The organism is Streptomyces sp. NPDC005794 (assembly GCF_042871445.1).
In the GTDB taxonomy this organism is placed as follows: Bacteria; Actinomycetota; Actinomycetes; order Streptomycetales; family Streptomycetaceae; genus Streptomyces.
Genome location: NZ_JBIAIN010000013.1, coordinates 156,463 through 183,360, shown reverse-complemented (window position 1 = coordinate 183,360; position 26,898 = coordinate 156,463). Strand labels below are relative to the sequence as shown.

Annotated in this window: 24 protein-coding genes; 18 read left to right on the top strand and 6 right to left on the bottom strand. The window is 71.9% G+C overall.

Features of this window, described 5'->3' with window-relative positions; all coding sequences use genetic code 11:
* The first annotated feature begins 74 nt into the window (after positions 1–74).
* The 3 genes from ACFYQ5_RS22160 (at position 75) to ACFYQ5_RS22150 (ending at position 4,528) form a co-directional block, all read left to right on the top strand.
* Positions 75–1,166 (top strand): glycine betaine/L-proline ABC transporter ATP-binding protein, encoded by a 1,092-nt coding sequence (locus tag ACFYQ5_RS22160; protein ID WP_389199686.1) that lies wholly within the window; start codon positions 75–77, stop codon positions 1,164–1,166.
* Positions 1,159–3,783: an ABC transporter permease/substrate binding protein gene (locus ACFYQ5_RS22155; protein ID WP_389199684.1), complete on the top strand. Its 2,625-nt coding sequence runs from the start codon at positions 1,159–1,161 to the stop codon at positions 3,781–3,783. Before ACFYQ5_RS22160 ends, ACFYQ5_RS22155 begins: the two co-directional genes overlap by 8 nt.
* 199 nt (positions 3,784–3,982) lie before the next feature.
* Positions 3,983–4,528 (top strand): helix-turn-helix domain-containing protein, encoded by a 546-nt coding sequence (locus ACFYQ5_RS22150; RefSeq protein WP_389199683.1) that lies wholly within the window; start codon positions 3,983–3,985, stop codon positions 4,526–4,528.
* A 14-nt stretch (positions 4,529–4,542) separates the two neighbouring features.
* Here ACFYQ5_RS22150 and ACFYQ5_RS22145 read toward each other — a convergent pair whose 3' ends face one another.
* Positions 4,543–5,697, bottom strand: coding sequence for a TDT family transporter (locus tag ACFYQ5_RS22145; RefSeq protein WP_389199681.1), 1,155 nt, complete (start codon positions 5,695–5,697; stop codon positions 4,543–4,545).
* Between the two features lie 70 nt (positions 5,698–5,767).
* On the opposite strand from ACFYQ5_RS22145, the gene ACFYQ5_RS22140 reads away from it, so the two are divergent.
* Positions 5,768–6,709 (top strand): LysR family transcriptional regulator, encoded by a 942-nt coding sequence (locus ACFYQ5_RS22140; protein WP_389199679.1) that lies wholly within the window; start codon positions 5,768–5,770, stop codon positions 6,707–6,709.
* A 42-nt stretch (positions 6,710–6,751) separates the two neighbouring features.
* On the opposite strand, the gene ACFYQ5_RS22135 is transcribed toward ACFYQ5_RS22140, so the two are convergent.
* On the bottom strand, positions 6,752–7,480 hold the full coding sequence (locus tag ACFYQ5_RS22135; RefSeq protein WP_389199678.1) for a gamma-glutamyl-gamma-aminobutyrate hydrolase family protein: 729 nt from the start codon (positions 7,478–7,480) through the stop codon (positions 6,752–6,754).
* Positions 7,481–7,592: 112 nt separating this feature from the next.
* Positions 7,593–8,366, bottom strand: coding sequence for a FadR/GntR family transcriptional regulator (locus tag ACFYQ5_RS22130; protein WP_389199676.1), 774 nt, complete (start codon positions 8,364–8,366; stop codon positions 7,593–7,595).
* Positions 8,367–8,404: 38 nt separating this feature from the next.
* On the opposite strand from ACFYQ5_RS22130, the gene ACFYQ5_RS22125 reads away from it, so the two are divergent.
* Genes ACFYQ5_RS22125 through ACFYQ5_RS22110 form a run of 4 tightly spaced genes read left to right on the top strand, consistent with a single transcriptional unit; the run spans position 8,405 to position 12,883 of the window.
* Positions 8,405–9,766, top strand: coding sequence for a glutamine synthetase family protein (locus ACFYQ5_RS22125; protein WP_389199674.1), 1,362 nt, complete (start codon positions 8,405–8,407; stop codon positions 9,764–9,766).
* An 8-nt stretch (positions 9,767–9,774) separates the two neighbouring features.
* The gene (locus ACFYQ5_RS22120) at positions 9,775–11,139 is read left to right on the top strand and encodes an aldehyde dehydrogenase family protein (RefSeq protein ID WP_389199673.1); all 1,365 of its coding nucleotides are present in this window, start codon (positions 9,775–9,777) and stop codon (positions 11,137–11,139) included.
* A gap of 6 nt (positions 11,140–11,145) precedes the next feature.
* Positions 11,146–11,937, top strand: a complete 792-nt coding sequence (locus tag ACFYQ5_RS22115; RefSeq protein WP_389199671.1) for a 3-oxoacyl-ACP reductase — start codon at positions 11,146–11,148, stop codon at positions 11,935–11,937.
* Positions 11,938–11,956: 19 nt separating this feature from the next.
* Positions 11,957–12,883, top strand: coding sequence for a DUF2510 domain-containing protein (locus ACFYQ5_RS22110; protein ID WP_389199669.1), 927 nt, complete (start codon positions 11,957–11,959; stop codon positions 12,881–12,883).
* On the opposite strand, the gene ACFYQ5_RS22105 is transcribed toward ACFYQ5_RS22110, so the two are convergent.
* Positions 12,880–14,082: an amino acid deaminase/aldolase gene (locus tag ACFYQ5_RS22105; protein WP_389199668.1), complete on the bottom strand. Its 1,203-nt coding sequence runs from the start codon at positions 14,080–14,082 to the stop codon at positions 12,880–12,882. The two genes, ACFYQ5_RS22110 and ACFYQ5_RS22105, sit on opposite strands and share 4 nt — an antisense overlap.
* A gap of 434 nt (positions 14,083–14,516) precedes the next feature.
* Here ACFYQ5_RS22105 and ACFYQ5_RS22100 point away from each other — a divergent pair, with 434 nt between their 5' ends.
* Both ACFYQ5_RS22100 and mycP read left to right on the top strand, forming a co-directional pair.
* The gene (locus ACFYQ5_RS22100) at positions 14,517–15,380 is read left to right on the top strand and encodes a hypothetical protein (protein ID WP_389199787.1); all 864 of its coding nucleotides are present in this window, start codon (positions 14,517–14,519) and stop codon (positions 15,378–15,380) included.
* On the top strand, positions 15,377–16,618 hold the full coding sequence (mycP, locus tag ACFYQ5_RS22095; RefSeq protein WP_389199666.1) for a type VII secretion-associated serine protease mycosin: 1,242 nt from the start codon (positions 15,377–15,379) through the stop codon (positions 16,616–16,618). The genes ACFYQ5_RS22100 and mycP overlap by 4 nt, the downstream gene beginning before the upstream one ends.
* A 10-nt stretch (positions 16,619–16,628) precedes the next feature.
* Here the strand turns inward: mycP and ACFYQ5_RS22090 are convergent, their stop codons facing one another.
* Positions 16,629–17,438, bottom strand: a complete 810-nt coding sequence (locus ACFYQ5_RS22090) for a serine hydrolase (RefSeq protein WP_389199665.1) — start codon at positions 17,436–17,438, stop codon at positions 16,629–16,631.
* Between the two features lie 88 nt (positions 17,439–17,526).
* Between ACFYQ5_RS22090 and ACFYQ5_RS22085 the strand changes: the two genes are divergently transcribed.
* Positions 17,527–18,255 (top strand): SseB family protein, encoded by a 729-nt coding sequence (locus ACFYQ5_RS22085; RefSeq protein ID WP_389199663.1) that lies wholly within the window; start codon positions 17,527–17,529, stop codon positions 18,253–18,255.
* A gap of 56 nt (positions 18,256–18,311) precedes the next feature.
* Here ACFYQ5_RS22085 and ACFYQ5_RS22080 read toward each other — a convergent pair whose 3' ends face one another.
* Positions 18,312–18,677 carry a DUF1844 domain-containing protein gene (locus ACFYQ5_RS22080; RefSeq protein ID WP_031097477.1) on the bottom strand — a complete coding sequence of 122 codons (366 nt, stop codon included), beginning with the start codon at positions 18,675–18,677 and terminating at the stop codon, positions 18,312–18,314.
* A gap of 387 nt (positions 18,678–19,064) precedes the next feature.
* Here ACFYQ5_RS22080 and infC point away from each other — a divergent pair, with 387 nt between their 5' ends.
* From infC to pheT, 7 genes are all read left to right on the top strand, one after another.
* On the top strand, positions 19,065–19,727 hold the full coding sequence (gene infC, locus ACFYQ5_RS22075) for a translation initiation factor IF-3 (protein WP_389199786.1): 663 nt from the start codon (positions 19,065–19,067) through the stop codon (positions 19,725–19,727).
* 120 nt (positions 19,728–19,847) lie between these two features.
* On the top strand, positions 19,848–20,042 hold the full coding sequence (rpmI, locus tag ACFYQ5_RS22070; protein ID WP_099176763.1) for a 50S ribosomal protein L35: 195 nt from the start codon (positions 19,848–19,850) through the stop codon (positions 20,040–20,042).
* Positions 20,043–20,156: 114 nt separating this feature from the next.
* Positions 20,157–20,540 carry a 50S ribosomal protein L20 gene (gene rplT / locus ACFYQ5_RS22065; protein WP_003970214.1) on the top strand — a complete coding sequence of 128 codons (384 nt, stop codon included), beginning with the start codon at positions 20,157–20,159 and terminating at the stop codon, positions 20,538–20,540.
* Between the two features lie 162 nt (positions 20,541–20,702).
* Positions 20,703–21,542 (top strand): TrmH family RNA methyltransferase, encoded by an 840-nt coding sequence (locus ACFYQ5_RS22060; protein WP_389199662.1) that lies wholly within the window; start codon positions 20,703–20,705, stop codon positions 21,540–21,542.
* Between the two features lie 142 nt (positions 21,543–21,684).
* Positions 21,685–22,839 (top strand): ATP-binding protein, encoded by a 1,155-nt coding sequence (locus tag ACFYQ5_RS22055; protein ID WP_389199661.1) that lies wholly within the window; start codon positions 21,685–21,687, stop codon positions 22,837–22,839.
* Positions 22,840–22,953: 114 nt separating this feature from the next.
* The gene (gene pheS, locus ACFYQ5_RS22050) at positions 22,954–24,081 is read left to right on the top strand and encodes a phenylalanine--tRNA ligase subunit alpha (RefSeq protein WP_389199659.1); all 1,128 of its coding nucleotides are present in this window, start codon (positions 22,954–22,956) and stop codon (positions 24,079–24,081) included.
* On the top strand, positions 24,081–26,591 hold the full coding sequence (gene pheT / locus ACFYQ5_RS22045; RefSeq protein ID WP_389199657.1) for a phenylalanine--tRNA ligase subunit beta: 2,511 nt from the start codon (positions 24,081–24,083) through the stop codon (positions 26,589–26,591). The genes pheS and pheT overlap by 1 nt, the downstream gene beginning before the upstream one ends.
* Positions 26,592–26,898 lie beyond the last annotated feature (307 nt).

Sequence of the window (26,898 nt, the reverse complement as noted above, 5' to 3'; positions counted from 1 at the left end):
GGACCGACTCCGCACCGCTCCACGGTCTGCCGACGGGGGTGGCAGACCGTTTCGGTTCAACGCGTGAGGTGTATGTGTCAAGGCTGCAAGCGGAGCACCTGTACAAGGTGTTCGGCAGACGACCCGATCAAGCCGTGCAGAAGCTCGAGAACGGTACCCACCGTGACGAGTTGCGCGCCGACGGAACGACCGCAGCGGTGATCGACGCCTCGTTCACCGTGGAACCGGGCCAGATATTCGTCGTCATGGGACTCTCCGGATCGGGGAAGTCCACATTGCTGCGGATGCTCAACGGACTGCTGGAGCCGACGGCCGGACAAGTGCTGTTCGACGGTCAGGACCTGACCGCCCTCAGCGCCCGTGACCTGCGCACCGTCCGCTCCACCAAGATCAGCATGGTCTTCCAGCACTTCGCGTTGTTCCCTCACCGGAGCGTGCTCGAGAACGCCGCCTACGGTCTCGAGGTGCAGGGTGTCGCGCGTGCCGCGCGGGAGGCACGCGCCGCCGAGGCGCTGCAGATGACCGGACTCGCCGGCTGGGAGAAGTCCTGGCCCGACGAGCTGTCCGGCGGCATGCAGCAGCGTGTGGGCCTGGCCCGCGCGCTCGCCACCGACGCCGACCTGCTGCTGATGGACGAGTCCTTCAGCGCGCTCGACCCGCTGATCCGGCGTGACATGCAGGACCAGCTCCTCGAGCTGCAGAAGCGGCTGAAGAAGACGATCGTCTTCATCACCCACGACCTCAACGAGGCCATGCGCCTCGGTGACCGTATCGCCGTGATGCGGGACGGCGAGATCGTCCAGCAGGGCACCGCCGAGGACATCCTCGTCCGGCCGTCCAACGACTACGTCGCGTCCTTCATCCAGGACGTAGACCGCTCCCGGGTGCTCACCGCGGGCTCGATCATGGAGGCGCCCGAAGCGGGGCGCTCCGACGAGGACCTGAAGGCCGACGCTCCCGCGACGGTGACAGCCGACACTCCCATAGCCGAGCTCTTCACCCCTTGCTCCACCAGTGGGGTCGCCGTGGCCGTCACCGACGCGGACGGCGGCGTCATCGGCGTCGTGCCCCGCAACCGGCTGCTCGCCGCGCTCGGCGAGGAACCGCAGGTCGAGGCCGCGGTCCCGGCCCAGCGCGAGACCAAGAAGGTGAACGCCGGTGCCTAGGCTCTCCTTCGGCGCGTGGGTCGAGGACGCGGTCGACTGGCTCCAGTCGAACCTCACCTGGATCTTCGACGCCATCAAGACCGTGCTCGGCGGCATGTACGACGGTGTGAACGCCGTACTGGGCGGCGGTGAGCCCCTGCTGCTGGCCGGGATCTTCGCCGTCATCGCGTTCTGGCTGCGCGGCGTGTTCCCCGCCGTGCTCACCTTCGCGGGCTTCGCGCTCATCGACTCCCTCGCCCTCTGGGACGAGGCGATGGCCACCCTGTCGCTGGTTGTCGTGGCAGCCGTCATCACGATCCTGATCGCGGTGCCCACCGGTATCTGGGCGGCGCGCAACAACAGGGTCAGCGCCGCACTGCGGCCGGTGCTCGACGTCATGCAGACGATGCCCGCCTTCGTCTACCTGATCCCGGGCGTCATGTTCTTCGGTGTCGGTGTCACCCCCGGTGTGATCGCCACCATCGTCTTCGCGATGCCGCCCGGCGTCCGGATGACCGAGCTCGGCATCCGTCAGGTCGACGGCGAGCTGGTCGAGGCGGCCCAGGCCTTCGGCACCACGCCCAAGCACACCCTCACCCGGGTGCAGCTGCCGCTCGCGCTGCCGACGATCATGGCCGGGATCAACCAGGTCATCATGCTGGCCCTGTCGATGGTCGTCATCGGCGGCATGGCCGGTGCCGGTGGCCTCGGTGAGAAGGTCTACGCGGCGATCACCCAGCTCCAGGTCGGCCTCGCCGCCGAGAGCGGGATCGCCGTCGTCATCCTCGCCATGTACCTGGACCGGATGACCGGCGCACTCAACGAGCGGGTCTCCCCGCTCGGCCGCCGCGCCGCCGCCAAGGTCGCCGCCGGTGCCCGGCGGCTCAAGTTCGCGCACTACAAGCCGGGTACAGCCGTCGCCATGACCGGTGTCGTCGTCCTCGCGCTCGTCGCGGGCGGCCTCAACATCGCCGGTTCCGGCGACTCGAAGACCGCACAGGCCGGCAGCGCGGACGTCGGCAAGGGCCAGAAGATCAACATGGGGTACATCCCCTGGGACGAGGGCATCGCCTCCACGTACCTGTGGAAGGAGATCCTGGAACAGCGCGGTTACGAGACCGGGATCACCCAGCTCGACGCCGGTCCGCTCTACTCCGGTGTCGCCCGCGGCGACATCGACTTCCAGACGGACTCCTGGCTGCCGACCACGCACAAGGACTACTGGGACAAGTACAGCGACGACCTGGACGACCTGGGCGCCTGGTACGGCCCCACGTCGCTGGAGCTGACGGTTCCGTCGTACGTCGAGGGCATCGACTCGCTGGCGGACCTCAAGGGCCAGGGCAAGAAGTTCGACGGCAAGATCATCGGCATCGAGGCCAGTGCCGGGATGATGGGCACGCTCAACAAGAAGGTGCTCAAGGAGTACGGCCTGGAGGGCGAGTACGAGGTGGTCTCCTCCAGCACCTCGTCGATGCTGGCCGAGCTGAACGCCTCGATCAAGAAGAAGGAGCCGGTCGTGGTGACCCTGTGGTCGCCGCACTGGGCCTACGGCAAGCACGACCTGAAGAAGCTCGAGGACCCGAAGGGTGCCTGGGGCAAGGGCGAAGAGGTGCACACCGTCGCCCACAAGGGCTTCGCGAAGAAGGCACCCGCCGTCGCGGACTGGCTGAAGAACTTCAAGCTGACCGAGAAGCAGCTCACCAGCCTGGAGAACGAGATCCAGGAAGCCGGCCAGGGCGAGGAGCAGGACGGCGTCCGCGCCTGGCTGAAGAAGAACCCGGGCCTCGTCGACCAGCTGGCCCCGCTGCCCGGAGGCTCGCAGCAGCAGGGCAAGGACGCGGGCAAGACCGTCAACATGGGGTACTTCCCGTGGGACGAGGCCATCGCCAGCACCTACCTCTGGCAGAACGTGCTGGAGGACCGGGGCTACAGGACGACGGTCAAGCAGCTGGACCCGGGCCCGCTCTACACCGGCCTGGCGCAGGGGCAGCTGGACGTCCAGTTCGACTCCTGGCTGCCGACCACGCACAAGGACTACTGGGACCGGTACGAGGAGAACCTCGTCGATCTCGGTTCCTGGTACGGACCGACCTCGCTGGAGCTGACGGTTCCGTCGTACGTCAAGGGCATCGACTCGCTGGCGGACCTCAAGGGCCAGGGCAAGAAGTTCGACGGCAAGATCATCGGCATCGAGTCGAGCGCCGGGATGATGGGCACGCTCAACAAGAAGGTGCTCAAGGAGTACGGCCTCGAAGGTGAGTACGAGGTGGTCTCCTCCAGCACCTCGTCGATGCTGGCCGAGCTGAACCGCTCGATCAAGAAGAAGGAGCCGGTCGTGGTGACCCTGTGGTCGCCGCACTGGGCCTACGGCAAGCACGACCTGAAGAAGCTCGAGGACCCGAAGGGTGCCTGGGGCGAGGGCGAGCAGATCCACACCGTCGCCAAGAAGGACTTCGCCGAGGACTTCCCGGAGCTGACCGGCTGGCTGAAGGACTTCGAGCTCACCGAGGCGCAGCTGGCCTCGCTCGAGGTGGAGATGCAGAAGGGCGGCGCCGGCAAGGAGAAGGAGTCGGCCCGCCGCTGGATGGACGCCAACCCGGACGTGGTGGCGAAGATGGCGCCGGTCACCGGCTGACCCTCTGATCCACGCACTCCCGCCATGACGAAGGGGACGGCCCCGGTAGCGAACCGGGGCCGTCCCCTTCAGGCTGGTCGGAGGGAGTCCCCCGGCGTCCCCCGTCCGTCCCCGTACGTCGGCTTCCCCTCCGAGGAGCGAACGACATGCGTAGGGTGCTGGCAACCGGGAGGATGGCGATCCGGGGAGGGAGCCGGACATGGACGACAAGGAAGGCCTTCGAGTGGGTGCGGCGGTTCGCCGACGCCGCAGGACCCTCGGACTCACACTGGCCGCGGTGGCCGGGCGCAGCGGGCTGTCCGTACCGTTCCTCAGCCAGATCGAGAACGAACGGGCCAGACCCAGCCCCCGGTCCCTGGACCGGGTGGCGGAGGCACTGGAGACCACGACCGAGCGGCTGCGCGCCGCGGCGGACTCGGCACGCGCCGTGGACGTCGTACGGGCGGACGGCGAGGACGGCGTACGCAGGCTGGTGCGCGGACGGCACCAGCTCAGCGCGCTGGAGTTCATCGGCGAGCAGGACCTCGGGCGCGAGTTCCAGCACCGCAACGACGAGGTGATGTACGTCGTGGAGGGCGCCGTCGAGGTCGAGGCCGAAGGACAGGCCCACCGCCTGGGCCGTGGTGACACCCTCTTCCTCTCCGGCGGGGTCCGGCACCGGTGGCGGGCGACCGTACCGGGCACGCGGCTGCTGGTGGTCTCGGTCGCCGAGCACATCGACGCGACCTACGACTCACGCCGCTGACGGAGCGTGCCGTCTCACGCGGTGCGGACCGTCACCGGCCGTAGGGGCCGGGGCCCTGCGAGCAGTACGCCGCTGAACAGTCCGCTCAGCGTCCGTACGCCGGCGACGGCCCAGGCGGTCACGAGCAGCGCGTAGAGGGCCACGGCCAGCCAGGTGAACGCGTCCAGCCCGGTGTGCCGCGCCAGCCCCGCCGCGCCGGTGACACACGTACCGACGGGGAAGGTGAACCCCCACCACGTCATCGTGAAACCCATGCCGCGCCGCATCGCGCGGACCACGAGCGCGGCGGACAGGGCCAGCCACAGCAGGGCGAAGCCCATCACCGGTACGCCGTACAGGACGGCGAACGCGCCGAAGGCCGAGGCGTACGGCGCCGCGACCGCGCCCGGCGCCACATCGGCCAGCTGGTTGACGGCGGTCGTGGACTGGCCCAGCGGGCCGAGCACCAGGAACATCGTCGGGGTCAGCGCGAGCGGCAGCGGTCCCTGGTGGACCAGACGCGCGAAGACCAGCGGCACGACCACCAGCGTCGCCAGCAGGGACAGCCCGAACATCGCGTAACAGGCGAGGAGGAGCGCCTCGCGCCCCTGGCCGGTCGGCAGCTCGGGCACCAGCAGCGGTCCGACCGCGGCCGAGACCATCGGGGCCACCAGCGGCAGAAGCCAGACCGGCGACGCGGTGCCCGGAGCGGGACGGTGGCGTACGACCATGAGGTACGGGATCGCCACGGCGGCGGCGAGGCCGGTGACCGTGCCGGCCGTGAACAGCACCGCGTCCACGGCGACCGCGGCCGGATGCCCGATGACGTCCCGGCCGACCACCAGGGTGCCGGCGCCGACGGCGAGCAGCGCCATGGACAGACAGCCGTGGAACGGGGCGACGGCGGGATCCATCAGGTGGGCGCGGGCCTGGTCCCGGTGCAGGAGCCAGTGCCCGGCCCGGGCCGTCAGCACGACGGCCAGCAGCGCGGCCGACAGGGCCCACACCACGACGCAGCCGGCCCGCAGACCCGGCACGCCCACGGGCAGCGCGGCGCCCGCCGTCGCGACGACGGCGGTCCCCATGACCGTGGCGTACCAGTTGGGGCCGAGATGCCGCAGGAACGGGAGCCGGAGGGCGACGGGGCGGGAGGCGGGAGTCCCGGTCCCGGTCCGCGGAAAGATGGCCATGCCACGATTCTCGGCGGGCGGGCCGCCGCCCACCAGGGAGGTCGGGGCTATGAGGTCATAGGCTGGCCTTATGTCCGGTCCCGTGCCCACGCCCCCGTCCCTGTCCCACAGGGTTCCCGATCTGGGAGCCATGGTGCTGTTGCTCGCCGTCGCGCGGCACGGGAGCCTGGGCGGAGCGGCGCGGGACGTCGGCATCAGCCAGCCCGCCGCCTCCGGCCGCATCCGCTCGATGGAGCGACAGCTCGGCGTCGCGCTCCTTGACCGCTCACCGCGCGGATCCCGGCTGACCGACGCCGGCGCCCTCGTCACCGACTGGGCGCGCAGGGTCGTCGAGGCGGCCGAGGCGTTCGACGCCGGAGCGCAGGCGCTGCGGGACCGGCGCGACTCCCGGCTGCGGGTCGCCGCGAGCATGACCATCGCGGAGTATCTGCTGCCCGGCTGGCTGATCGCCCTGCGGGCCGACCGCCCCGACACCGCCGTGTCCTTGCTCGTCGGCAACTCCGCGGCGGTCGCCCTGCGCCTGCTGGCCGGTGAGGCGGATCTCGGCTTCGTCGAGGGACTCTCGATACCGGAAGGGCTCGACGGCACCGTCATCGCTCACGACCGGCTCGTCGTCGTGGTCGCCCCCTCCCACCCGTGGGCGCGCCGGGACCGGCTGACCCCCGGGGAACTCGCCGGGACGCCGCTGATCCTGCGTGAACACGGCTCGGGCACCCGGCAGGTCCTGGACGCCGCGCTCGCCGTGCACGGCGGACTGGCGCGCCCCCTGCTCGAACTCTCCTCGACCACCGCGGTGAAGGGGGCCGCGGAGAGCGGCGCCAGTCCCTGCGTGCTGAGCGAACTGGCGCTGACCGAGGAGCTCTCCGCGCGGCGACTGGTCAAGGTCCCGGTCGCGGGGGTCCGGCTGCGCCGTCAGCTGCGCGCGGTCTGGCCCGCCGGCCACCGGCCCACCGGGCCGGCGCGTGATCTGCTGTCCCTGACCGCGCATCCATCGGGCCCGGCACGCGGCTGAGGCTCCGTCACCGGCACACGGCGGCACGGGCGTCCGCGGGGATCAGGTCCGGTTCGCGACGGCGCGCGCCGCCGCCGCAGCGGTACGGGCCGCCTCCACCAACGCCCGCATGATCCGCAGGTCGTCCCCCATCTCCGGGTGCCACTGCACACCCAGCACCCACGGAGCGCCCGGCAGTTCCACCGCCTCCACCGTGCCGTCCGCCGCGTGCGCGGAGGCGACCAGGCCCGGCGCGAGCCGGTCCACGGCCTGATGGTGGTAGGTCGGCACGGACGCTTCCTCGGGCACGAGCGAGGCGTAGCGCGTTCCCGCGACCGGTGTCACCGTGTGCTCGCCGAGGACTCCTGCCTTGCCGAACGGGCCCGCGTGGCCGTCCAGATGCTGGGTCAGCGTGCCGCCCAGCGCCACGTTGAGCAGCTGCATGCCACGGCAGATACCGAGCACCGGGGTGCCGGACGCCCTCGCGGCGCGGAGCAGGGCCACTTCCCAGGTGTCGCGCTCGTGTGCCGGCGGTCCCGTCCTGAAGTCGCGCTCCGCGCCGTACAGCCCGGGGTCGACATCGGCGCCGCCCGCGATCACGAGACCGTCCACCCTGGACACGACGGCCTCCGCGCGCGCCGGGTCGTCCGGCGGCAGCAGTGCGGCCAGTCCGCCGGAGCGCTGGACCAGCCGGGGGTAGGCGGAGGGGAGCACCGCCGCCGGGAGCTCCCAGACGCCCCAGCGAGCCGCCGGCTCCATGTAGGTCGTGACGCCGATGAGCGGTTCGTGCATGGTGCGGTCCCTCCGGCGGCCGGTCTGCGGACCGGCCCGGTGCAATGGTGTTGCGTCATACCTTTGTTCGTGCCGGGCCGCCGCGCAAGAGCAGTGATCCGGAAAGGCAAGATCAAGCCAGGAAGCCCCGGAGCAGCGCGGCCGTTCCCGCGCAGTGCTCGCGCATCACCGCTCGCGCCCCCTCTTCGTCGCCGTCGAGCACCGCTTCGACGAGGGCCGTGTGCTGGTGCTGCGAATGTTCGAGGTTCCGCACCAGCAGGGGGATGCAGTCCAGCAGGTCGTTGACGCTCGCCCGTACGGCCGCGTACCGGGCCGCGAGGGAGGGTGAGCCGGACAGCTCGGCGAGTGTCAGATGGAAGAGGGTGTCGATCCGGCGGTAGTCGGGCAGAGGTGCCTCGTGTGTCGCCGTCAGAGCCGTACGCAGCCGGTCCGCCCCCTCGTCGTCGAGGCCGCGCGACGCGCAGAGCCCTGCCGCCCCCGACTCCAGGACCTCACGGAAGAGCAGGACGTCCTCGATGTCGGCGTCCGTCACCCGGCGGCGCAGCTCGTCCCCGTCGGCCGGGCCGGTGCGGGGGAGGACGAACGTACCGCCGTACCGGCCGCGTCTGGCCTCGATCAGCCCCTGCTCCTGGAGCACCTTCAGCACCTCGCGCAGGGTGACGCGGCTGATGCCGAGGAGCGCGGCCAGCTCACGCTCGGCCGGCAGCCGCCCTCCGCCGGGCACCAGCCCGAGCCGGACCACCTGGAGGATCTGCTCCAGCGCCTCCTCGAAACCGTTTCCCGCGCGGACCGGCCGCAGCGCGGGCAGCAGCCGGCCGGAGGGCCCGGACTCCCCGTTCTCTTCCGCCACGTCCCGATTCCCTTCCCCCCAATGGTTTTCTCCCATACCTTAAGCCTTCCGGCTGACCGATCGAGGAGTACTCCGTGGCAGACCGAACATCCCCGCTCCCGGTCGATGAGCTGCGCGTGCTCGTGGAACGCGGCGAGGTCGACACCGTCGTCCTCGCCTTCCCCGACATGCAGGGCCGGCTGCAGGGCAAACGGTTCGCGGCGTCCTTCTTCCTGGACGAGGTGCTGGAACACGGCACCGAGGGCTGCAACTACCTGCTCGCCGTCGACACCGACATGAACACCGTCGACGGATTCGCCATGTCCTCCTGGTCCAACGGCTACGGCGACTTCGCGATGCGTCCCGACCTCACGACCCTGCGCCGGATCCCCTGGCACGAGGGGACAGCCCTCGTCATGGCCGATCTCGCCTGGGACGACGGCTCGCCGGTCGTCGCCGCGCCCCGCCAGATCCTCAAGCGGCAGCTGGAGCGGCTCGCCGCCCACGGACTGACCGCCCACGTCGGCACGGAACTCGAGTTCATCGTCTTCAAGGACACCTACGAAGAGGCGTGGGACCGCGACTACCGCGGCCTCACCCCGGCGAACCAGTACAACATCGACTACTCGGTCCTCGGCACGGGCCGCATCGAGCCGCTGCTGCGCCGCATCCGCAACGAGATGGCGGCCGCCGGGCTGACCGTCGAGTCCGCGAAGGGCGAGTGCAACCCCGGCCAGCACGAGATCGTCTTCCGCTACGACGAGGCCCTCGTCACCTGCGACCAGCACGCCGTCTACAAGACCGGTTCCAAGGAGATCGCCGCCCAGGAAGGCGTCTCGCTCACCTTCATGGCCAAGTTCAACGAGCGCGAGGGCAACTCCTGCCACATCCACCTCTCGCTCCAGGACACCGGAGGACACAGCGTCATGGCCGGCGAGGGCGGCACGATGTCCCCCGTGATGCGGCAGTTCCTCGCCGGCCAGCTCGCCGCCCTGCGTGACTTCTCCCTGCTGTACGCACCGAACATCAACTCCTACAAGCGGTTCCAGCCCGGCTCCTTCGCCCCGACCGCCGTCGCCTGGGGCCACGACAACCGCACCTGCGCCCTCCGCGTCGTCGGACACGGCCGCTCGACGCGCTTCGAGAACAGGCTGCCCGGCGGCGACGTCAACCCGTACCTCGCGGTCGCCGGCCTCGTCGCGGCCGGCCTCCACGGCATCGAGAACGAACTGGAACTCCCCGACGCCTGCGAGGGCAACGCCTACACCGCCGGATACGACCAGGTCCCCGCCACACTCCGCGAAGCCGCCGGCCTCTGGGAGAGCAGCGAGGTGGCCCGGGAGGCCTTCGGCGACGACGTGGTCGCCCACTACCGCAACATGGCGCGCGTCGAACTGGAGGCCTTCGACGCAGCGGTGACCGACTGGGAGCTCCGACGCTCCTTCGAACGCCTGTGAGGCACCCCGTGATCCACGAACACCGTGTCCTGAACCCGGCGACCGAAGAGCTCGTCGCCACCGTCCCCGCCACCACCGCCGCCGGCGTCGGCACCGCTGTCGTCCGCGCCGCGGCCGCCCAGCGGACCTGGGCCGCCCTGGCTCCCGCCGACCGCGCACGGCTGCTGCGCCGCTTCGCCGTCCTCGTCGACGAACAGGCCGAACACCTGGCCCTGCTGGAGGTCACCGAAGCCGGGCACACCCTGGGCAACGCCCGCTGGGAGGCCGCCAACGTCCGGGATCTGCTGGACTACGCGGCCGGAGGAGTGGAACGCCTGACCGGGCGCCAGATCCCCGTACCGGGCGGAATCGACCTCACGCTCCTGGAACCGCTGGGCGTCGTCGGCGTGATCGCCCCGTGGAACTTCCCCATGCCCATTGCCGCCTGGGGTGCCGCCCCCGCCCTCGCCGCCGGTAACGCCGTCCTCCTCAAACCGGCCGAGACCACCCCGCTCACCGCTCTCCACCTGGCCCGGATCGCTCTCGACGCAGGCCTCCCCGAACACCTCTTCCAGGTGCTGCCCGGCGCGGGGGACGTGGCGGGCAACGCCCTCGTCGAACACCCCGGCGTCGCCAAGATCGTCTTCACCGGGTCGACCCGGGTCGGCAAGCAGATCATGACCGGATGCGCGGACCGGGTGAAGCGGCTCACCCTGGAACTCGGCGGCAAGAGCCCCAACATCGTCTTCGCCGACGCCGACATCGAGGCCGCCGCGGCCTCCGCGCCCATGTCCTTCCTGGACAACGCCGGCCAGGACTGCTGCGCCCGCACCCGCATCCTGGTCCAGCGGTCCGCGTACGACCGCTTCCTGGAACTCCTCGTCCCGGCCGTCGCCTCCGTCGTCGTGGGGGACCCGTCGGACGAGAGGACCCAGATGGGCCCGCTGATCTCCCGGACCCAGCTGGAGCGCGTCCGCGGCTACGTCCCCGACGCAGCGGACGGTATCCGGGGCAGCGCCCCCACCGGCCCCGGCTTCTGGTTCCCGCCGACGGTCCTCACCGGTGTCGCTCCCGACGCGCCCGTCGCCACCGAGGAGGTCTTCGGCCCCGTCGCCGTCGTCCTGCCCTTCGAGGACGAGGAGGACGCCGTCCGGCTCGCCAACGCCACCGACCACGGCCTGGCCGGCTCGATCTGGACCCGCGACGTGGGCCGCGCCCTGCGGGTCTCCCAGGCGGTCCGGGCAGGGAACCTGTCCGTCAACTCCCACTCCGCCGTCCGCTACTGGACCCCGTTCGGCGGGTACAAACAGTCCGGGCTCGGCCGTGAACTGGGGCCCGACGCCCTCGCGGCCTTCACCGAAACCAAGAACGTCTTCATCGGCACGGAGGCCTGAACACACATGACCACCGACACCGGGAACATCTGCCGCCGGCTGACCGGCCGCACCGCCGTCATCACCGGGGCGGGCAGCGGCATCGGCCTCGCCACCGCCCGCCGGCTGGCATCGGAAGGCGCGCACGTCGTCTGCGGCGACATCGACGAGACCGCGGGCAGCGCCGCGGCACAGGAGGTGGGAGGCACCTTCGTACGCGTCGACGTCACCGACCCCGGCCAGGTCGACGCGCTCTTCGCGGCGGCGGACGAGACGTACGGCTCCGTCGACATCGCCTTCAACAACGCGGGCATCTCGCCGCCCGACGACGACTCCATCCTCACCACCGGACTGGAGGCCTGGAAGCGCGTCCAGGACGTCAACCTCACCTCCGTCTACCTCTGCTGCAAGGCCGCCCTGCCCTACATGAGGCGCCAGGGCCGCGGCTCGATCATCAACACCGCGTCCTTCGTCGCCAGGATGGGCGCCGCGACCTCCCAGATCTCGTACACCGCCTCCAAGGGCGGCGTCCTCGCCCTGTCCCGGGAACTCGGGGTGCAGTTCGCCCGCGAGGGGATCCGGGTCAACGCCCTGTGCCCCGGACCGGTCAACACCCCGCTGCTCCAAGAGCTGTTCGCCACGGACCCGGAGCGCGCCGCCCGCAGGCTCGTACACATTCCGCTCGGCCGGTTCGCCGAGGCGACGGAGATCGCCGCCGCCGTCGCCTTCCTGGCGAGCGACGACTCCTCGTTCGTCAACGCCACCGACTTCCTCGTCGACGGCGGAATCTCGGGAGCGTACGTGACCCCGCTCGACTGACGCTCCCTACAGTGGTGGCATGAGCAACGCGACGCCGCCCGGCTGGTACCCGGACGTGAACGTGCCCGGCACCGAACGCTGGTGGGACGGCACGGCCTGGACCGGGTACACCCGCTCGGCCGCCGTCGCCCAGCCGTCGGCGGCGCGGCTGCCTCCGGCCGGGAACCCGGCCCCGGGCGGCGGCAGTCGCGCCACCCGGGTCGTCACGCTCACCGTTGCGGGCCTGACGGTCGTGGCCGCCGCCGTCACCGGGTTCCTGGTGCTGGGGGACGACGGCGGGACGGGCACGAGCGCCGCGCCCGGCAGCAGCGCGCCGTCGCGCACCGTCACGGGCAGCGCGAGCGCCGCCACCCCGTCGCCCGCCGACGGCCCGGAGGACGACCCCGCGGTGCTGGTCGACCAGCTCAACGGGGTCACGCTCCCGGTCCCCGACGGTTGGGAGAAGCCCGAGAACACGCTCGACGACGCCTCCACGATCCGTACGGTCGGCTCCTACACCTGCCCCGGCGACTCCGGGAGCTTCTGCTACCACGGCACGGTCACGGTCCGGGCGGCGGGCGGCACCGATCTCACGGCCATGAAGGCGCTGGCCGAGGAGGACATCGGGACGGCGGCCGACCGTGCCTACGGGAAGAACTCCGTCGGCGGCGTCATCCACGGCGGCATCAGGTCCCACAAGGAACTGGCGTCCAAGTCCGTGACCGTGGCGGGGCGCACCGGATACCTGGTGCGCCGCCAGGTCACCACGGGCAAGGGCCCCGGCGGATACGTGCAGTCGCTCGTCTTCCCCTCCGCGGTGGGCAGCGAGACACCCGTCATCGTGCGCTTCGCGTTCGACGCGGGCCAGGACGACCTGCCGCTCTCCCTCATGGACACCATCACCCAGGGCATCCGCCCCATCGGCGACTCCACCGGCGGCGGCGTGGGCAGCACCGTGGCGCCCTAGAGGAACGTACGGCCCTCGCCGCGGTACGTCGGCACCGTGGCGGTGATGCGCTCGCCCTCGATCAGCCGCAATTCGTCGAAACGTTCGCACAGCTCACCGGCCTTCGCGTGCCGGAACCACACCTTGTCGCCGATCAGCAGATCGTCCGCGGGAGCCCCGAGCAACGGTGTCTGGACCTCACCCGGGCCCTCCTGCGGGTCGTAGCGCAGCCCTTCGGGCAGGTACGGCGCCGGCAGCCGGTCCGCTCCCGCCGCCCCGGACGCCGGATAGCCGCCGCCGAGTACCGTGACCACGCCCACGCCCGGCCGCCGCACCACGGGCTGGGCGAACAGCGCGGCCGGACGGCCCGTGAACGAGGTGTAGTTGTCGAACAGCCTCGGTACGTAGAGCCCGGACCCCGCCGCGATCTCGGTCACCGCGGACTCCGCGGCGGTGTGCTGCACGCTGCCGGTGCCGCCCCCGTTCACGAACTCCAGGCCGGGTGCCACCGCGCGGACCGCCCGTACGACCTCCGCGCGCCGGGCCGCGAGCTCCCTGCGCGCGGCCGTCTGCATCAGCCGGACCGCGCGCGACCGCAGCGGCCGGCCGGCCACCGAGTCGCCCACACCGGCGACATGGCCCTCGTACGCCATCAGGCCCACCAGCCGGAAGCCCGGCCTGCGTTCCACCGACCGGGCCAGTTCGGCCAGTTGGGCGGGGGAGCGGAGCGGGGAGCGCAGCGCGCCGATCCTGACCCGGCCGCCGAGCAGCCGCAGCGAGGTGTCCAGCTCCAGACAGACCCGGATCTCCTCCGCACCGCCGGCCCGCGCCGCGTCGATCAGCTCCAGCTGCGCGGGATCGTCCACCATGACCGTCACGGCCGCGGCGAGCTTGGGATCGGCCGCCAGTTCGGCGTACGCGGACCGGTCGGCCGACGGATAGGCGAGCAGTACGTCGTCGAATCCGGCGCGGGCCAGCCACAGCGACTCCGCGAGGGTGAACGACATGATCCCGGCGAAGCCCGGGCGCGCGAGCACCCGCTCCAGCAGGGCACGGCAGCGCACCGATTTGCTCGCCACCCGGATCGGCTTCCCGCCCGCCCGGCGGACCAGGTCGTCGGCGTTGGCGTCGAAGGCCTCCAGATCGACGACGGCCACCGGGGCGTCGAGATGGGCGGTGGCCCGGTCGTAACGGGTCCGGTCAGCGGCGCGGACAGTCATGGCCGCAGCTTGCCAGACGGGCGTACCACTGGGTAGGGGGACGTTCCGTGCAGATCGTCCCGCAGCCTCCGTCCCGTTCCCACGGGGCGTCGTACACCCCGTAGAGTGACGGTCACACGATCGACCGACGGGCCCGTGCGCAGCGGTGGTCCGTGGGCCGCAGGGGACGTGGACCGGGGGGACGGATGAGTACCGAGGCGCAGCGCGCTCCAGTGCCGCCCCGCCCGACGAACCCGCCGCCCGCACCCGGCAGCGCCCCCGTACCACCGGCCCCGCGCGCAGAAACCGCGCCACCGGCCCCGTATCCGCAACCCGCGCCGCCTGTGCCGCCGGTGGAGATGACGACCCGGCTGCGCCCCGTACCGCCCGCGCCGCCCGTCCACCCCGGCCCGCCCCCACCGCCCGCCGCCACCCGGCGCAGACCGGTCGGCGCGGTGGACCTCACCCCGCGCCCCGGAGCCACCCCCGCCCCGCCCGGCGCGTACTACGCGTACGCCGAGACGCCCGCCGAGACCACCACCCGGCTGCGCCCCGTCAAAGCCCGGCACCCCGTCAGGACCGCGGCGGCGGCGGTCTGCGCCGTGCTCGGCCTCGGGCTCATCGGCGGCGCGGTCACCGGCAGCTGGCTCACCGGCGACTCCGCGGCCGAGCCCGGCGACGCCGGCGCGTACACCGTGGGCCGCTCCGCCTGGCACAGCGTGCCCGTGGACACCCTCTTCCCGCGCACTCTCAAGGGCGACGGCGCGGGCCCGGGAGCCACCGACCGGGTCTGGACCAGGATCGCCGTCGCGGGCGACAGCGGCTGCGCGGCGGGCCTGGACCCGCTGCTGCTCAAGACGCTCCGCCCGGTCGGCTGCGAACGTCTGGTGCGCGCCACCTACACCGACGCCACCCGCAGCAGCGTCACCACCGTCGGCATGGTCTTCACCGAGGCCGACGCCGAGGCGATGAGCGCCCTCAGTACCCGGTTCACCACCCAGCACCTCGCCGACCGCTCCGACCTGATGCCCCGCACCTACCCGGTCAAGGGCACCGTCGCCGCCGGCTTCGGCGACCAGCAGCGCGCCAGCTGGACCATCCACGCCCTGTCCGAGCTGCCCGTCGTCATGTTCGCCGTCTCAGGCTTCGCCGACGGGCGTACGGTCTCCGATCCGCAGCCCGCGGCCGAGGCCATGGCGGCCGGTGCCACGACGGCCCCCGCCCAGGCGGGACTCGGCCACGAGGCGAAGGGTGTCGCCGACCGGGTGGAGCGCACCCTGCGCAGGACCGTCACCGACCTCACGGAGAAGCCGGAATGACCCGTCCCCGTCGGCCCCGGGCGCTCGCCGCCGTGGTCACGGCCACCGCCTTCGCGCTGCTGCCCGCCGTCCCCGCCCACGCGGACGCCATCCGTGACCAGCAGTGGGGCCTGGAGGCCCTCCACACGGACACGGCCTGGCAGACCACCAAGGGCGAGGGCGTCACGGTCGCGGTCCTGGACACCGGGGTCGACGGCGATCACCCCGACCTCGCCGGTCAGGTGCTCCCGGGCAAGGACCTCATAGGCTTCGGCGCGGAGAGCGGCGACCGTTCCTGGGCCCTGCACGGCACCGCGATGGCCGGCATCATCGCGGGCCGAGGGAACGGCCCCGGCCGGGGTGACGGCGTGCTCGGCGTCGCCCCGGAAGCGAAGATCCTGCCCGTGCGGGTGATCCTCGAGTCCGGCGACCCGTCGCGCACCAAGGCCCGCGAGTCACGCGGAAACGCGCTCGCCGACGGCATCCGCTGGGCGGCCGACCAGGGCGCCGACGTCATCAACCTGTCCCTCGGTGACGACAGCGAGTCGGCCCATCCGGAGCCCGGTGAGGACGCCGCCGTTCAGTACGCGCTCGGCAAGGGCGTCGCCGTCGTCGCCTCCGCGGGCAACAGCGGGGAGAAGGGCGACCGGATCTCCTACCCCGCCGCCTACCCCGGCGTGATCGCCGTCGCGGCCGTCGACAAGTACGGCACGCACGCCGCGTTCTCCACCCGCCGCTGGTACGCCACCGTCAGCGCGCCCGGCGTCGACATCGTCGTGGCCAACCCCGACCGGCATTACTACATCGAGTGGGGCACATCCGCCGCGTCGGCGTTCGTCTCCGGGGCGGTGGCCCTCGTACGCGCCGCGCACCCGGACCTCTCGCCCGCCCAGATCAAGACCCTGCTCGCGGACACCGCCGGCGACCCCCCCTCGGGCGGCCGCGACGACGCCAGGGGCTACGGCATGGTCGACCCCGCCGCCGCGTTGGAGGCCGGGGCGAAGCTGCGTCCCGACGCGCTGAGCGCGCGGTCCGCCACGGCCGGTCACCGCGAGGAGTACTTCGGCTCCGGCCCCACCCCGCAGAAGGACGACGGCGGCCCGGCCGGCTGGCTGGCACCCTCGGCGGGCGGCCTCGGGGCCGTACTCCTCGCCCTGGCCGTGGTGCTGTGGCGGGGCAGGAACGGGGGCGGCAGGCCCGGTGGCAGGAACACCGCCGCACCCGGATACAACCCGCTCCCCACCGGCCCCCTCCGCTGACGCACCGGGATCAGCCCGCTCGGGCCACCGCACCGGTCACGCCGACCGCCGCCTTCGCGACGGACTCCACCAGGGAGATGCCCGCCTCCTTCGTCGCGTGCCCGCGCGACAGCACCGCCATCAGCAGGGTGCGCCCACCGCTCTCCACCCGCCCGATGCTGTTGACGTCCCAGAGCCCCGTCGTCGTGCGGGGCATCCAGCCGTTCTTCAGCACCGCGCCGGTGCCCGCCGCGGACACCCCCCACCGCTGGTCCGCCTCGACCTGGCCCATCAGCTCCGTCAGGTACGCGCGCGAGGCCGCCGAAAGCTCCGAATCCGTCCCGGACACCGCCTCCAGCAGCCGCACCTGGTCGGCGGCCGTGGTCCGGGTCAGCCCCCAGGCGTGAGCGGCCTTCGTCCCGGTCAGCCCCAGCCGCTCGTTGGCCGTGTCGAGGCCCTGCTCGCCACCGATCACCTTGAGCAGCTCGGTGGCCGAGGTGTTGTCGCTGCGCCGGATCATGGCCTCCGCGTACGCGTGCTCGGCGCCGCTCAGCTCCCGGCCCTCGTCCTGCACCTGGAGCAGCAGCGCCGCCAGGATGTCGACCTTGACGATGCTGGCGGCGTCGTACGTCCCGTCCCCGTACGCCGCACCCGCGCCGCTCTCCGTGTCCAGCACGGCCACCGACACATCGGCGCAGTCCGCCAGGGGCGCCAGCGCGTCGGCCAGTTCCGTGTCGAGATCCACCGCGGGCTCCTCGCTCAGGCCCGCCGCGGTCGGCGGGCTCGACGCGGACGATACGGCGGCCACCGCCGCCGGCGCGGCATGCGGCGGACGACCCACCGGATACGCGCCTCCCGCGGGCCCGGACGCTCAGGGGCGTGCCCTACCTGTCGCCCAGGTGGGAGAACCGGTCCACTACGCTCGTGGTGTGGCGCTCAAGAACATCCCGGACCCCGGTTTCTCCGACGACGACGGCACTGCCTCGCCCGAACTGACGGCAGCCCTCGCGGCATGGGCCGATGACAGGACAGCGGTGGGCCCGGTCCTCGCGGCGCTCCGCGACGCCCGGCTGCTCGTGCCGGTCGTCGCCGTCCTCGGCGAGGTCGAGGAGGACGAGAACGGGCTGCGCCGTGAGAAGACCAGCGACATGGCGGTGCCGACCCTGCAGGCCGGTGACCGGCGCGCGCTGCCCGCCTTCACCTCCACCGCCTCGCTGGCCCGCTGGGACCCGCAGGCGCGCCCCGTCGCCGTACCCCTGCACCAGGCGCTGCAGGCCGCCGCGCACGAGAAGGCGGACACGGTGGTGCTCGACCTGGCGGGACCCGTCGCCTTCGAGCTGACCGGCCCGGCGCTGCTGGCCCTGGCCGAGAACCGCGCCAGCGCGGACCCGCTCGACGATCCCGCCGTCGTCGCCGCGGTGCGGGAGGCGGTCGCCGCCGAGCCCGCGGTGGTGCGCGCCCATCTCGGCCCCGGCCGGGCCGACGGCACCCTCGCCCTGGTTCTCGCCCCGGACGCCGTGGTCGCGGACGCCGCCCGCCGGGTCGCCGACGCGCTCTCGGCCAGCGAGGTGCTGCGCGCCCGGCTCGTGCGCGGCATCGATCTGGCGCTGCTCCCGGCCGGCGCCGAGGCCCCGGGTGAGCCGCTGTTCAGCCGCTGAGGCACATGAGCCCGCCGCCTGACGACACAGGCAGCGGGCTCACGTACGTGATGTGCCTAGCCGTAGACGGGGCCGGTGTACTTCTCGCCCGGGCCCTGGCCGGGCTCGTCCGGCACGAGCGAGGCCTCACGGAAGGCCAGCTGCAGCGACTTCAGGCCGTCGCGCAGGGGCGAGGCGTGGAACGTGCTGATCTCGGTGGCGCTCGCGTCGAGCAGCCCGGCCAGGGCCTGGACCAGCTTGCGGGCCTCGTCCAGGTCCTTGTGCTGCTCGCCCTCCTCGGTCAGGCCGAGCTTCACGGCTGCCGCGCTCATCAGGTTGACGGCGACGGTCACGATCACCTCGACCGCGGGAACCTCCGCGATGTCGCGGGCCATGTCGTCGAAGCCGGGGTTCTCGGTGCTGGGAGTGGTCGCGTCGCTCATGCCCCACACGATAAGGCCACGTCGGGGCGGCTCCGCCTGCGGGAGCCGCCCGGGCAGCGGGTTAGCCGTAGTCCCGGGGAGCTGCTAACCTTGTGTAACGACCGGCCGGACACCTATGTGCTCGGCCCACAAGTGGAGGCTCCGATCTCCCACCTGACCGTCCTCAGGGACGGCGGGTCACCGGTCAGGTGGCAGCCATCGTTCCGTACGGACGATGGGGCCGCCCGATAGCGCCCCGCGGTCACACGCGGCGGTGTTCCGGTAGTTCCAGGAGCCCCGCCTGTGTCCCGTCCGGGGCATTTCTGCTTTCCCGGCTCGGTTGGTCTCAAGAGAAGACGTTACGCGGCTGTCCGCCAGGCGGTCGCGTGGTGCTACCGAGGAGGATCCATCAGCGCCGAGCCCCGCATCAACGACCGGATTCGCGTTCCCGAGGTGCGACTTGTCGGTCCCAGCGGCGAGCAGGTCGGGATTGTTCCGCTTGCCAAGGCCCTGGAGCTCGCACAGGAGTACGACCTCGACCTGGTCGAGGTGGCGGCGACAGCCCGTCCCCCCGTGTGCAAGCTCATGGACTACGGGAAGTTCAAGTACGAGTCGGCCATGAAGGCCCGTGAGGCGCGCAAGAACCAGGCGCACACGGTCATCAAGGAAATGAAGCTCCGGCCGAAGATCGACCCGCACGACTACGACACCAAGAAGGGTCACGTCGTCCGGTTCCTCAAGCAGGGGGACAAGGTCAAGATCACGATCATGTTCCGTGGTCGTGAGCAGTCCCGCCCCGAGCTGGGTTTCCGACTGCTCCAGCGTCTCGCTTCGGATGTCGAGGACCTCGGCTTCATCGAGTCGAACCCGAAGCAGGACGGCCGGAACATGATCATGGTTCTGGGCCCGCACAAGAAGAAGACCGAAGCCATGGCCGAAGCCCGCGAGGCCCAGGCCGCCCGCAAGGCGGAGCGTCAGGGGTACACCCCCGACGCCGAGTCCGAGGGTGAGACCGCTGAGGCCCCGGCCGCAGCGACCGAGGCTCCGGCCGAGACACCTTCCGAGGCGTGACCTCCGGGGGTCGCCACCCAGGCGCCCCCGGGTCCCCCGGAAACCACCCAAAGATCTGACGCCCCTGCAGTCCGGTGCCCGCACCGTGAGGGGCGCCACTGACGAGGAGATAACGGCGCGATGCCGAAGAACAAGACGCACAGCGGTGCCAGCAAGCGCTTCAAGATCACCGGCTCCGGCAAGGTGCTGCGCGAGAAGGCCGGCAAGCGCCACCTGCTCGAGCACAAGTCGTCCAAGAAGACCCGCTCGCTGACCGGCACGGTCGTCGTGGCTCCGGCCGACGCCAAGAAGGTCAAGAAGCTTCTCGGCAAGTGAGGCGCCGCCTCCGGTGAACCCGGAGGCGCGACCTCGATCCGACCGGGACCAATTCGTTTCCGGGCCGGGTGAGTCTTCACTGCGACCACCCGACCCCGCTGCAAGGAGTTAAAAGTGGCACGCGTCAAGCGGGCAGTAAACGCCCACAAGAAGCGCCGGGCGATCCTCGAGGCCGCCAGCGGTTACCGCGGTCAGCGTTCGCGCCTGTACCGCAAGGCCAAGGAGCAGGTCACCCACTCCCTGGTCTACAACTACAACGACCGCAAGAAGCGCAAGGGCGACTTCCGTCAGCTCTGGATCCAGCGCATCAACGCGGCCGCCCGCCAGAACGGCATGACGTACAACCGCCTCATCCAGGGTCTGAAGGCCGCCAACATCGAGGTGGACCGCAAGATCCTGGCCGAGCTCGCGGTCAACGACGCCAACGCGTTCGCCGCCCTCGTCGAGGTTGCCCAGAAGGCCCTCCCGAGCGACGTCAACGCCCCGAAGGCCGCCTGATCCAGGCAGTACTTCCGTCGTCCCAGCGTTTCGAGCCGGACCCGCAGGCGTGAGCCGTCTGCGGGTCCGGTGCGTTGCACCACGTGTCGCGTACGCAGTCAGCCGTACGCAGAGAAACGTACGCAGAGAAGCTGACTCACGCAGAGAGGCTCGCCGCCGACCATGGGCACCCCCGAACTGATCTCCGCGCGGTCGCCGCGAATCGCCGCCGCCCGCCGGCTGGCCAGGCGTAATTTCCGCGGCAAGGAGCGCAGGTTCATCGCCGAGGGGCCGCAGGCCGTGCGGGAGGCCGCCGCGCATCGGGGCGGCGACGGCGAACCCACGCTGACCGAGGTCTTCGCCACCGTCGAGGCGGCCGACCGGTACGCCGACATCATCGAGGCCGCCGGCGCCGCGGGTGCCCGGGTGCACCTCGCGGACGGCGACGTGCTCGCCGACGTCTCGCAGACCGTCACCCCCCAGGGCCTGATCGGCGTCTGCCGATTCCTGGACTCGCCCTTCGAGGACATCCTCGCGGCGAAGCCCACCCTGGTCGCCGTCCTCGCCCACGTTCGCGACCCCGGGAACGCGGGCACGGTGCTGCGCTGCGCGGACGCCGCGGGAGCGGACGCGGTCGTGCTCACCGACGCCTCCGTGGACCTCTACAACCCCAAGTCGGTCCGGGCCTCCGTCGGCTCGCTCTTCCATCTGCCGGTGGCGGTCGGCGTCCCCGTGGAGCAGGCCGTGCGGGGGCTCCGGGACGCCGGTGTGCGCATCCTGGCGGCCGACGGCGCCGGTGACGACGACCTCGACGACGAACTCGACGCCGGCACCATGGGCGGGCCCACGGCATGGGTGTTCGGCAACGAGGCGTGGGGCCTCCCGGAGGAGACCCGCGCCCTGGCCGACGCCGTGGTCCGGGTCCCGATCCACGGCAAGGCCGAGAGCCTGAATCTCGCCACCGCCGCCGCCGTGTGCCTCTACGCCTCCGCGCGCGCGCAGCGCCCGCACCGCACCGCCTGATCCCCGCCGCCGGCCCCACCGATCGATACGGGCCATCAGGCCGCCGGTGCCCGCCCGGAGGGTGTCGCACGGCCGCCGGTGCCTAGTAGTGTGGCGAACTCGGGGGCCCACTGCACCGGTTCGAGAGGTGGGGTACGGGAAGATGGCTGTCGGCATGAGCAGGCCGCGAGCGACACACACGGCCGCCGTGCGCGCCCTTTCCGACGGAGCCGGCGCGCGCCGCACCGTCGGCGACCTCGCGACGGGCATCGACCCGGACGATCTTCCCGACGGTCTCGTCGTCGCCGACGAGACCGGCACGGTCATCTGCTTCAACGCGGCCGCGGCCCGGATCACCGCCACGCCCGGGGACGCCGCACTCGGCCGCTCCCTGCACCAGGCACTGCCCCTCGAGGACCTCAAAGGCCGACGCTGGTGGGACCTGACCGACCCGTACGGCGGGCTCGCCACCCGGGTCGGCCAGCCCGAGCGGAATCTGCTGCTCCCCGGCGGCCGTGAGGTCCTGGTCACCGCCCGGTACGTACGCGAGACCCCCACCGGGCCGGTCCGCCGGCTCGTCGTCTCGCTGCGCGGCACCGAGGCGCGCCGCCGCACCGAGCTCAGCCACGCCGAGCTGATCGCCACCGTCGCTCATGAGCTGCGCTCCCCGCTCACCTCGGTCAAGGGCTTCACCGCCACGCTCCTGGCCAAGTGGGAGAGGTTCACCGACGACCAGAAGCGGCTGATGCTGGAGACCGTCGACGCCGACGCCAACCGCGTCAACCGACTCATCGCCGAGCTGCTCGACATCTCCCGTATCGACTCCGGCCGGCTGGAGCTGCGCCGCCAGCCCGTGGACGTCTCCGCCGCCGTCGAGCGCCACATCCAGGCACTCACCGCGAACGGCCAGGCGCCCGACCGTTTCCTCGTACGCACCCGGCAGCCACTGCCCGATCTCTGGGCCGATCCGGACAAGGTCGACCAGGTGCTCGGCAACCTCCTGGAAAACGCCGTGCGCCACGGTGAGGGAACCGTCACCATTGAGGTCGCCCCCGCACCCGCACCGGGGAAGAACGACGAGATCGGAACGGCAGTCACCGTGAGCGACGAAGGTCCCGGCATCCCCGAGGAGTCGATGGCCCGCGTCTTCACCCGCTTCTGGCGGGGCAGCAAGCGCGGTGGGACCGGCCTGGGCCTGTACATCGTCAAGGGCATCGTCGCGGCGCACGGTGGCACCATCACGGTCGACCGCGCACCGGACGGCGGCGCCGAATTCCGATTTATCCTGCCCGTGGGAGCCCCGGCGTATCTCGCCTGAGCGGCCCACGGGCTTCTTCGCCCCCCGGCGGCCCGTAGACTCGACTTTTGGCACCTTTGCGTCCTCAGTCGTCGAACCAGGGTCGCCACCAGCCAATCGGAAGCACGGGAAGAGATGTCGGCACCGAACAAGTCGTACGACCCAGTCGAGGTCGAGGCACTGAAACCGGAAGAGATCGAGCGCCTGCGGGACGAGGCGTTCGCCGCCTTCGCCGCCGCCGGCGACCTCGACGCGCTCGCCCAGGCGAAGACCGCGCACACCGGTGGTACCTCGCCCCTGTCGCTCGCCAACCGGGAGATCGGCGCGCTGCCGCCGCAGGCCAAGGCCGAGGCGGGCAAGCGCGTGGGCCAGGCCCGCGGCGCCGTCTCCAAGGCGCTCGCCGCCCGCCAGGCCGAGCTCGAGGCCGAGCGTGACGCCCGGGTTCTGGTCGAGGAGGCGGTGGACGTCACCCTGCCCTACGACCGCACCCCGGCCGGTGCGCGCCACCCTCTGACGACCATCATGGAGCGCGTCGCCGACGTCTTCGTCGCCATGGGGTACGAGATCGCCGAGGGCCCCGAGGTCGAGGCGGAGTGGTTCAACTTCGACGCCCTGAACTTCGTGCCCGACCACCCGGCGCGGCAGATGCAGGACACCTTCTTCGTCCAGGGCGCCGACGGTGCCAAGGGCGACGAGTCCGGCGTCGTGCTGCGTACGCACACCTCGCCGGTCCAGGCCCGCTCGCTGCTCAGCCGCAAGCCCCCCGTCTACGTGGTCTGCCCCGGCCGGGTCTACCGCACCGACGAGCTCGACGCCACGCACACCCCGGTCTTCCACCAGATCGAGCTGCTCGCCGTCGACGAGGGCCTCACCATGGCCGACCTCAAGGGCACCCTCGACCACATGGTCCAGGCGCTCTTCGGCCCGGACATGAAAACCCGGCTGCGGCCGAACTTCTTCCCGTTCACCGAGCCGTCCGCCGAGATGGACATGGTCTGCTACGTCTGCCGCGGCGCGTCCGTCGGCAACCCGGACCGCCCCTGCCGCACCTGCGGCAGCGAGGGCTGGATCGAGCTCGGCGGCTGCGGCATGGTCAACCCGAAGGTGCTCGTCGCCTGCGGCGTGGACCCCGAGAAGTACAGCGGATTCGCCTTCGGATTCGGTATCGAGCGGATGCTGATGTTCCGCCACAACGTCGAGGACATGCGAGACATGGTTGAGGGCGACGTCCGGTTCACCCGGCCGTTCGGGATGGAGATCTGATGCGCGTCCCGCTTTCCTGGCTGCGGGAATACGTCGACCTGCCGGCGACGGAGACCGGCCGTGACGTACAGGCCAAGCTCGTCTCCGTCGGCCTCGAGGTCGAGACCGTCGAGCAGACCGGCGCCGGCCTCAAGGGCCCCCTGGTCGTCGGACAGGTGCTGACCATCGAGGAGCTGGAGGGCTTCAAGAAGCCCATCCGCTTCTGCACCGTCGACGTCGGCACCGCCAACGGCACCGGCGAACCGCAGGAGATCGTCTGCGGCGCCCGTAACTTCTCCGTCGGCGACAAGGTCGTCGTGGTCCTCCCGGGCGCCGTACTGCCCGGTGACTTCGCCATCGCCGCGCGCAAGACGTACGGCAAGACCTCGCACGGCATGATCTGCTCCACCGACGAACTCGGCATGGGCGACGACGGAACGCACGGCATCATCGTGCTGCCGCCCGAGTTCGAGCCCGGCACCGACGCGATCGAGCTCCTGGAGCTCGTCGACGAGGTCCTCGACATCGCCGTCACGCCCGACCGCGGCTACTGCCTCTCGATGCGTGGTGTCGCCCGCGAGACCGCCATCGCGTACGGGCTGCCGCTGCGCGACCCGGCGCTCCTGGACGTGCCGCCGCCCAACGCGCACGGCTACCCGGTGAAGGTGTCCGACCCGATCGGATGCAGCAACTTCACCGCACGTACGGTCACCGGCCTGCGGCCGGAGGCACGCTCCCCGATCTGGATGCAGCGCAGGCTGCAGAAGGCCGGGATGCGCAGCGTCTCGCTGGCCGTCGACATCACCAACTACGTGATGCTGGAGCTCGGCCAGCCGCTGCACGCCTACGACCGCACCCGTGTCGAGGGCCCGATCGGGGTGCGCCGCGCCCAGCAGGGCGAGAAGCTCACCACGCTCGACGGCGCCAAGCGCGTCCTGGACGCCCAGGACCTGGTCATCACCGACGACCGCGGGCCGATCGGCCTGGCGGGCGTCATGGGCGGCGCCGACACCGAGATCGCCGACCACGCCGAGGACACCGGGACCACCGAGGTCGTCATCGAGGCCGCGCACTTCGACGCGATCGCCATCGCCCGGACCGCGCGCCGCCACAAGCTGAGCTCCGAGGCGTCCAAGCGCTTCGAGCGCGGCGTCGACCCGCAGGCCGCCGCCGCTGCCGCGCAGCGCACGGTCGACCTGCTGGTCCTCCTCGCGGGCGGCACGGCAGAGGCCGGCGTCACGGAGATCACCGCACCGTCCGCACCCCGCACCATCGCGATGCCGGCGAACCACCCCGACCGGGTGGCCGGTGTCGCGTACGGCCGCGAGACCGTCGTACGCCGCCTCCAGCAGGTCGGCTGCGACGTCTACGGGCAGGACGAGCTGATCGTCACGACACCGTCCTGGCGCCCCGACCTCGCCGCGCCGAACGACCTGGCCGAAGAGGTCATCCGGCTGGAGGGCTACGAGAACCTCCCCTCCACCCTGCCGACGCCGCCGTCCGGCCGCGGGCTCACCGACCGCCAGCGGCTGCACCGCCGCATCGGCCGGGCCCTCGCCGGTGCCGGGTACGTCGAGGCGCTCAGCTACCCGTTCATCGGTGACGCCGTCCTCGACCAGCTCGGCCTGGACAAGGACGACGACCGCCGCCGTACGGTCACCCTCGTCAACCCGCTCTCCGACGAGGAGCCCGCGCTGCGCACCACGCTGCTGCCGGGCCTGCTCGGCACACTGCGGCGCAACGACGGCCGCGGCAGCCACGATCTGGCGCTCTTCGAGACGGGCCTGGTCTTCAGGCCCACCGGCGACGAGACCAAGGCCGTGCGCCTGCCCGTCGACCGCCGTCCCACCGACGAGGAGATCGCCGGGCTGGACGCCGCGCTGCCGCGTCAGCCGCGCCGGGCCGCCGTCGTTCTCGCGGGGGCCCGTGAGCAGGCCGGCTGGTGGGGCAAGGGCCGCCCCGCCGACTGGGCGGACTCCGTCGAGGCAGCGCGCTCCCTCGCCCGTGAGGCGGGCGTCGAACTGACGGTCCGCGCCGACCGGCACGCCCCGTGGCACCCCGGCCGCTGCGCCGCGCTGTACGTCACGGTCGGCGGCGAGGAGACCCTCTTCGGACACGCGGGCGAACTGCACCCGCGTGTCGTCAAGGAGCTCCACCTGCCCGAGCGGACCTGCGCCATGGAGGTCGAGCTCGACGTCCTGGAGCAGGCCGTGGACGGCGCGCTGCAGGCGCCCCGGATCTCCACCTTCCCGGTGGCGACCCAGGACGTCGCGCTCGTCGTCGCCTCGGACGTGTCCGCCGACGCGGTGGAGAAGGCGCTCCGCGAAGGCGCCGGTGACCTGCTCGAATCGCTTCGGCTGTTCGACGTCTTCACCGGCGAGCAGATCGGTGAGGGCAAGAAGTCCCTCGCGTACGCGCTGCGGTTCCGTGCCCCGGACCGCACGCTGACCGTCGAGGAGGCCTCCGCGGCCCGCGACACCGCGGTCGCCCTGGCCACCGAACGCACGGGCGCGGTACTGCGCGGCGCGTAGCACCCCAGCAGTGAGAAGGGGCGTATCCGGCCACCGGATACGCCCCTTCTGTTCTCGCCGGACGGCCCGGGGGCCGCACACGGACCCTCCTGTCATCGGGGCAGTGGGCTGTGCGATCCGGCGCCGCCCGTCCTGCCACGGAGTGTCGGGCAGGCCGGCAGGACGGACGGCGCGGGTGCGGGTCGTCGAACTGTATGAGGGGGAGCCGACGACCCGGCCGCCTCTTGCGAGGCACTCATTCAACCGAGCGGTGCTCCGGCGCGGCAGAGCGCACAGCAGGATGGTTCGGGCATTCCGTTCACACCCC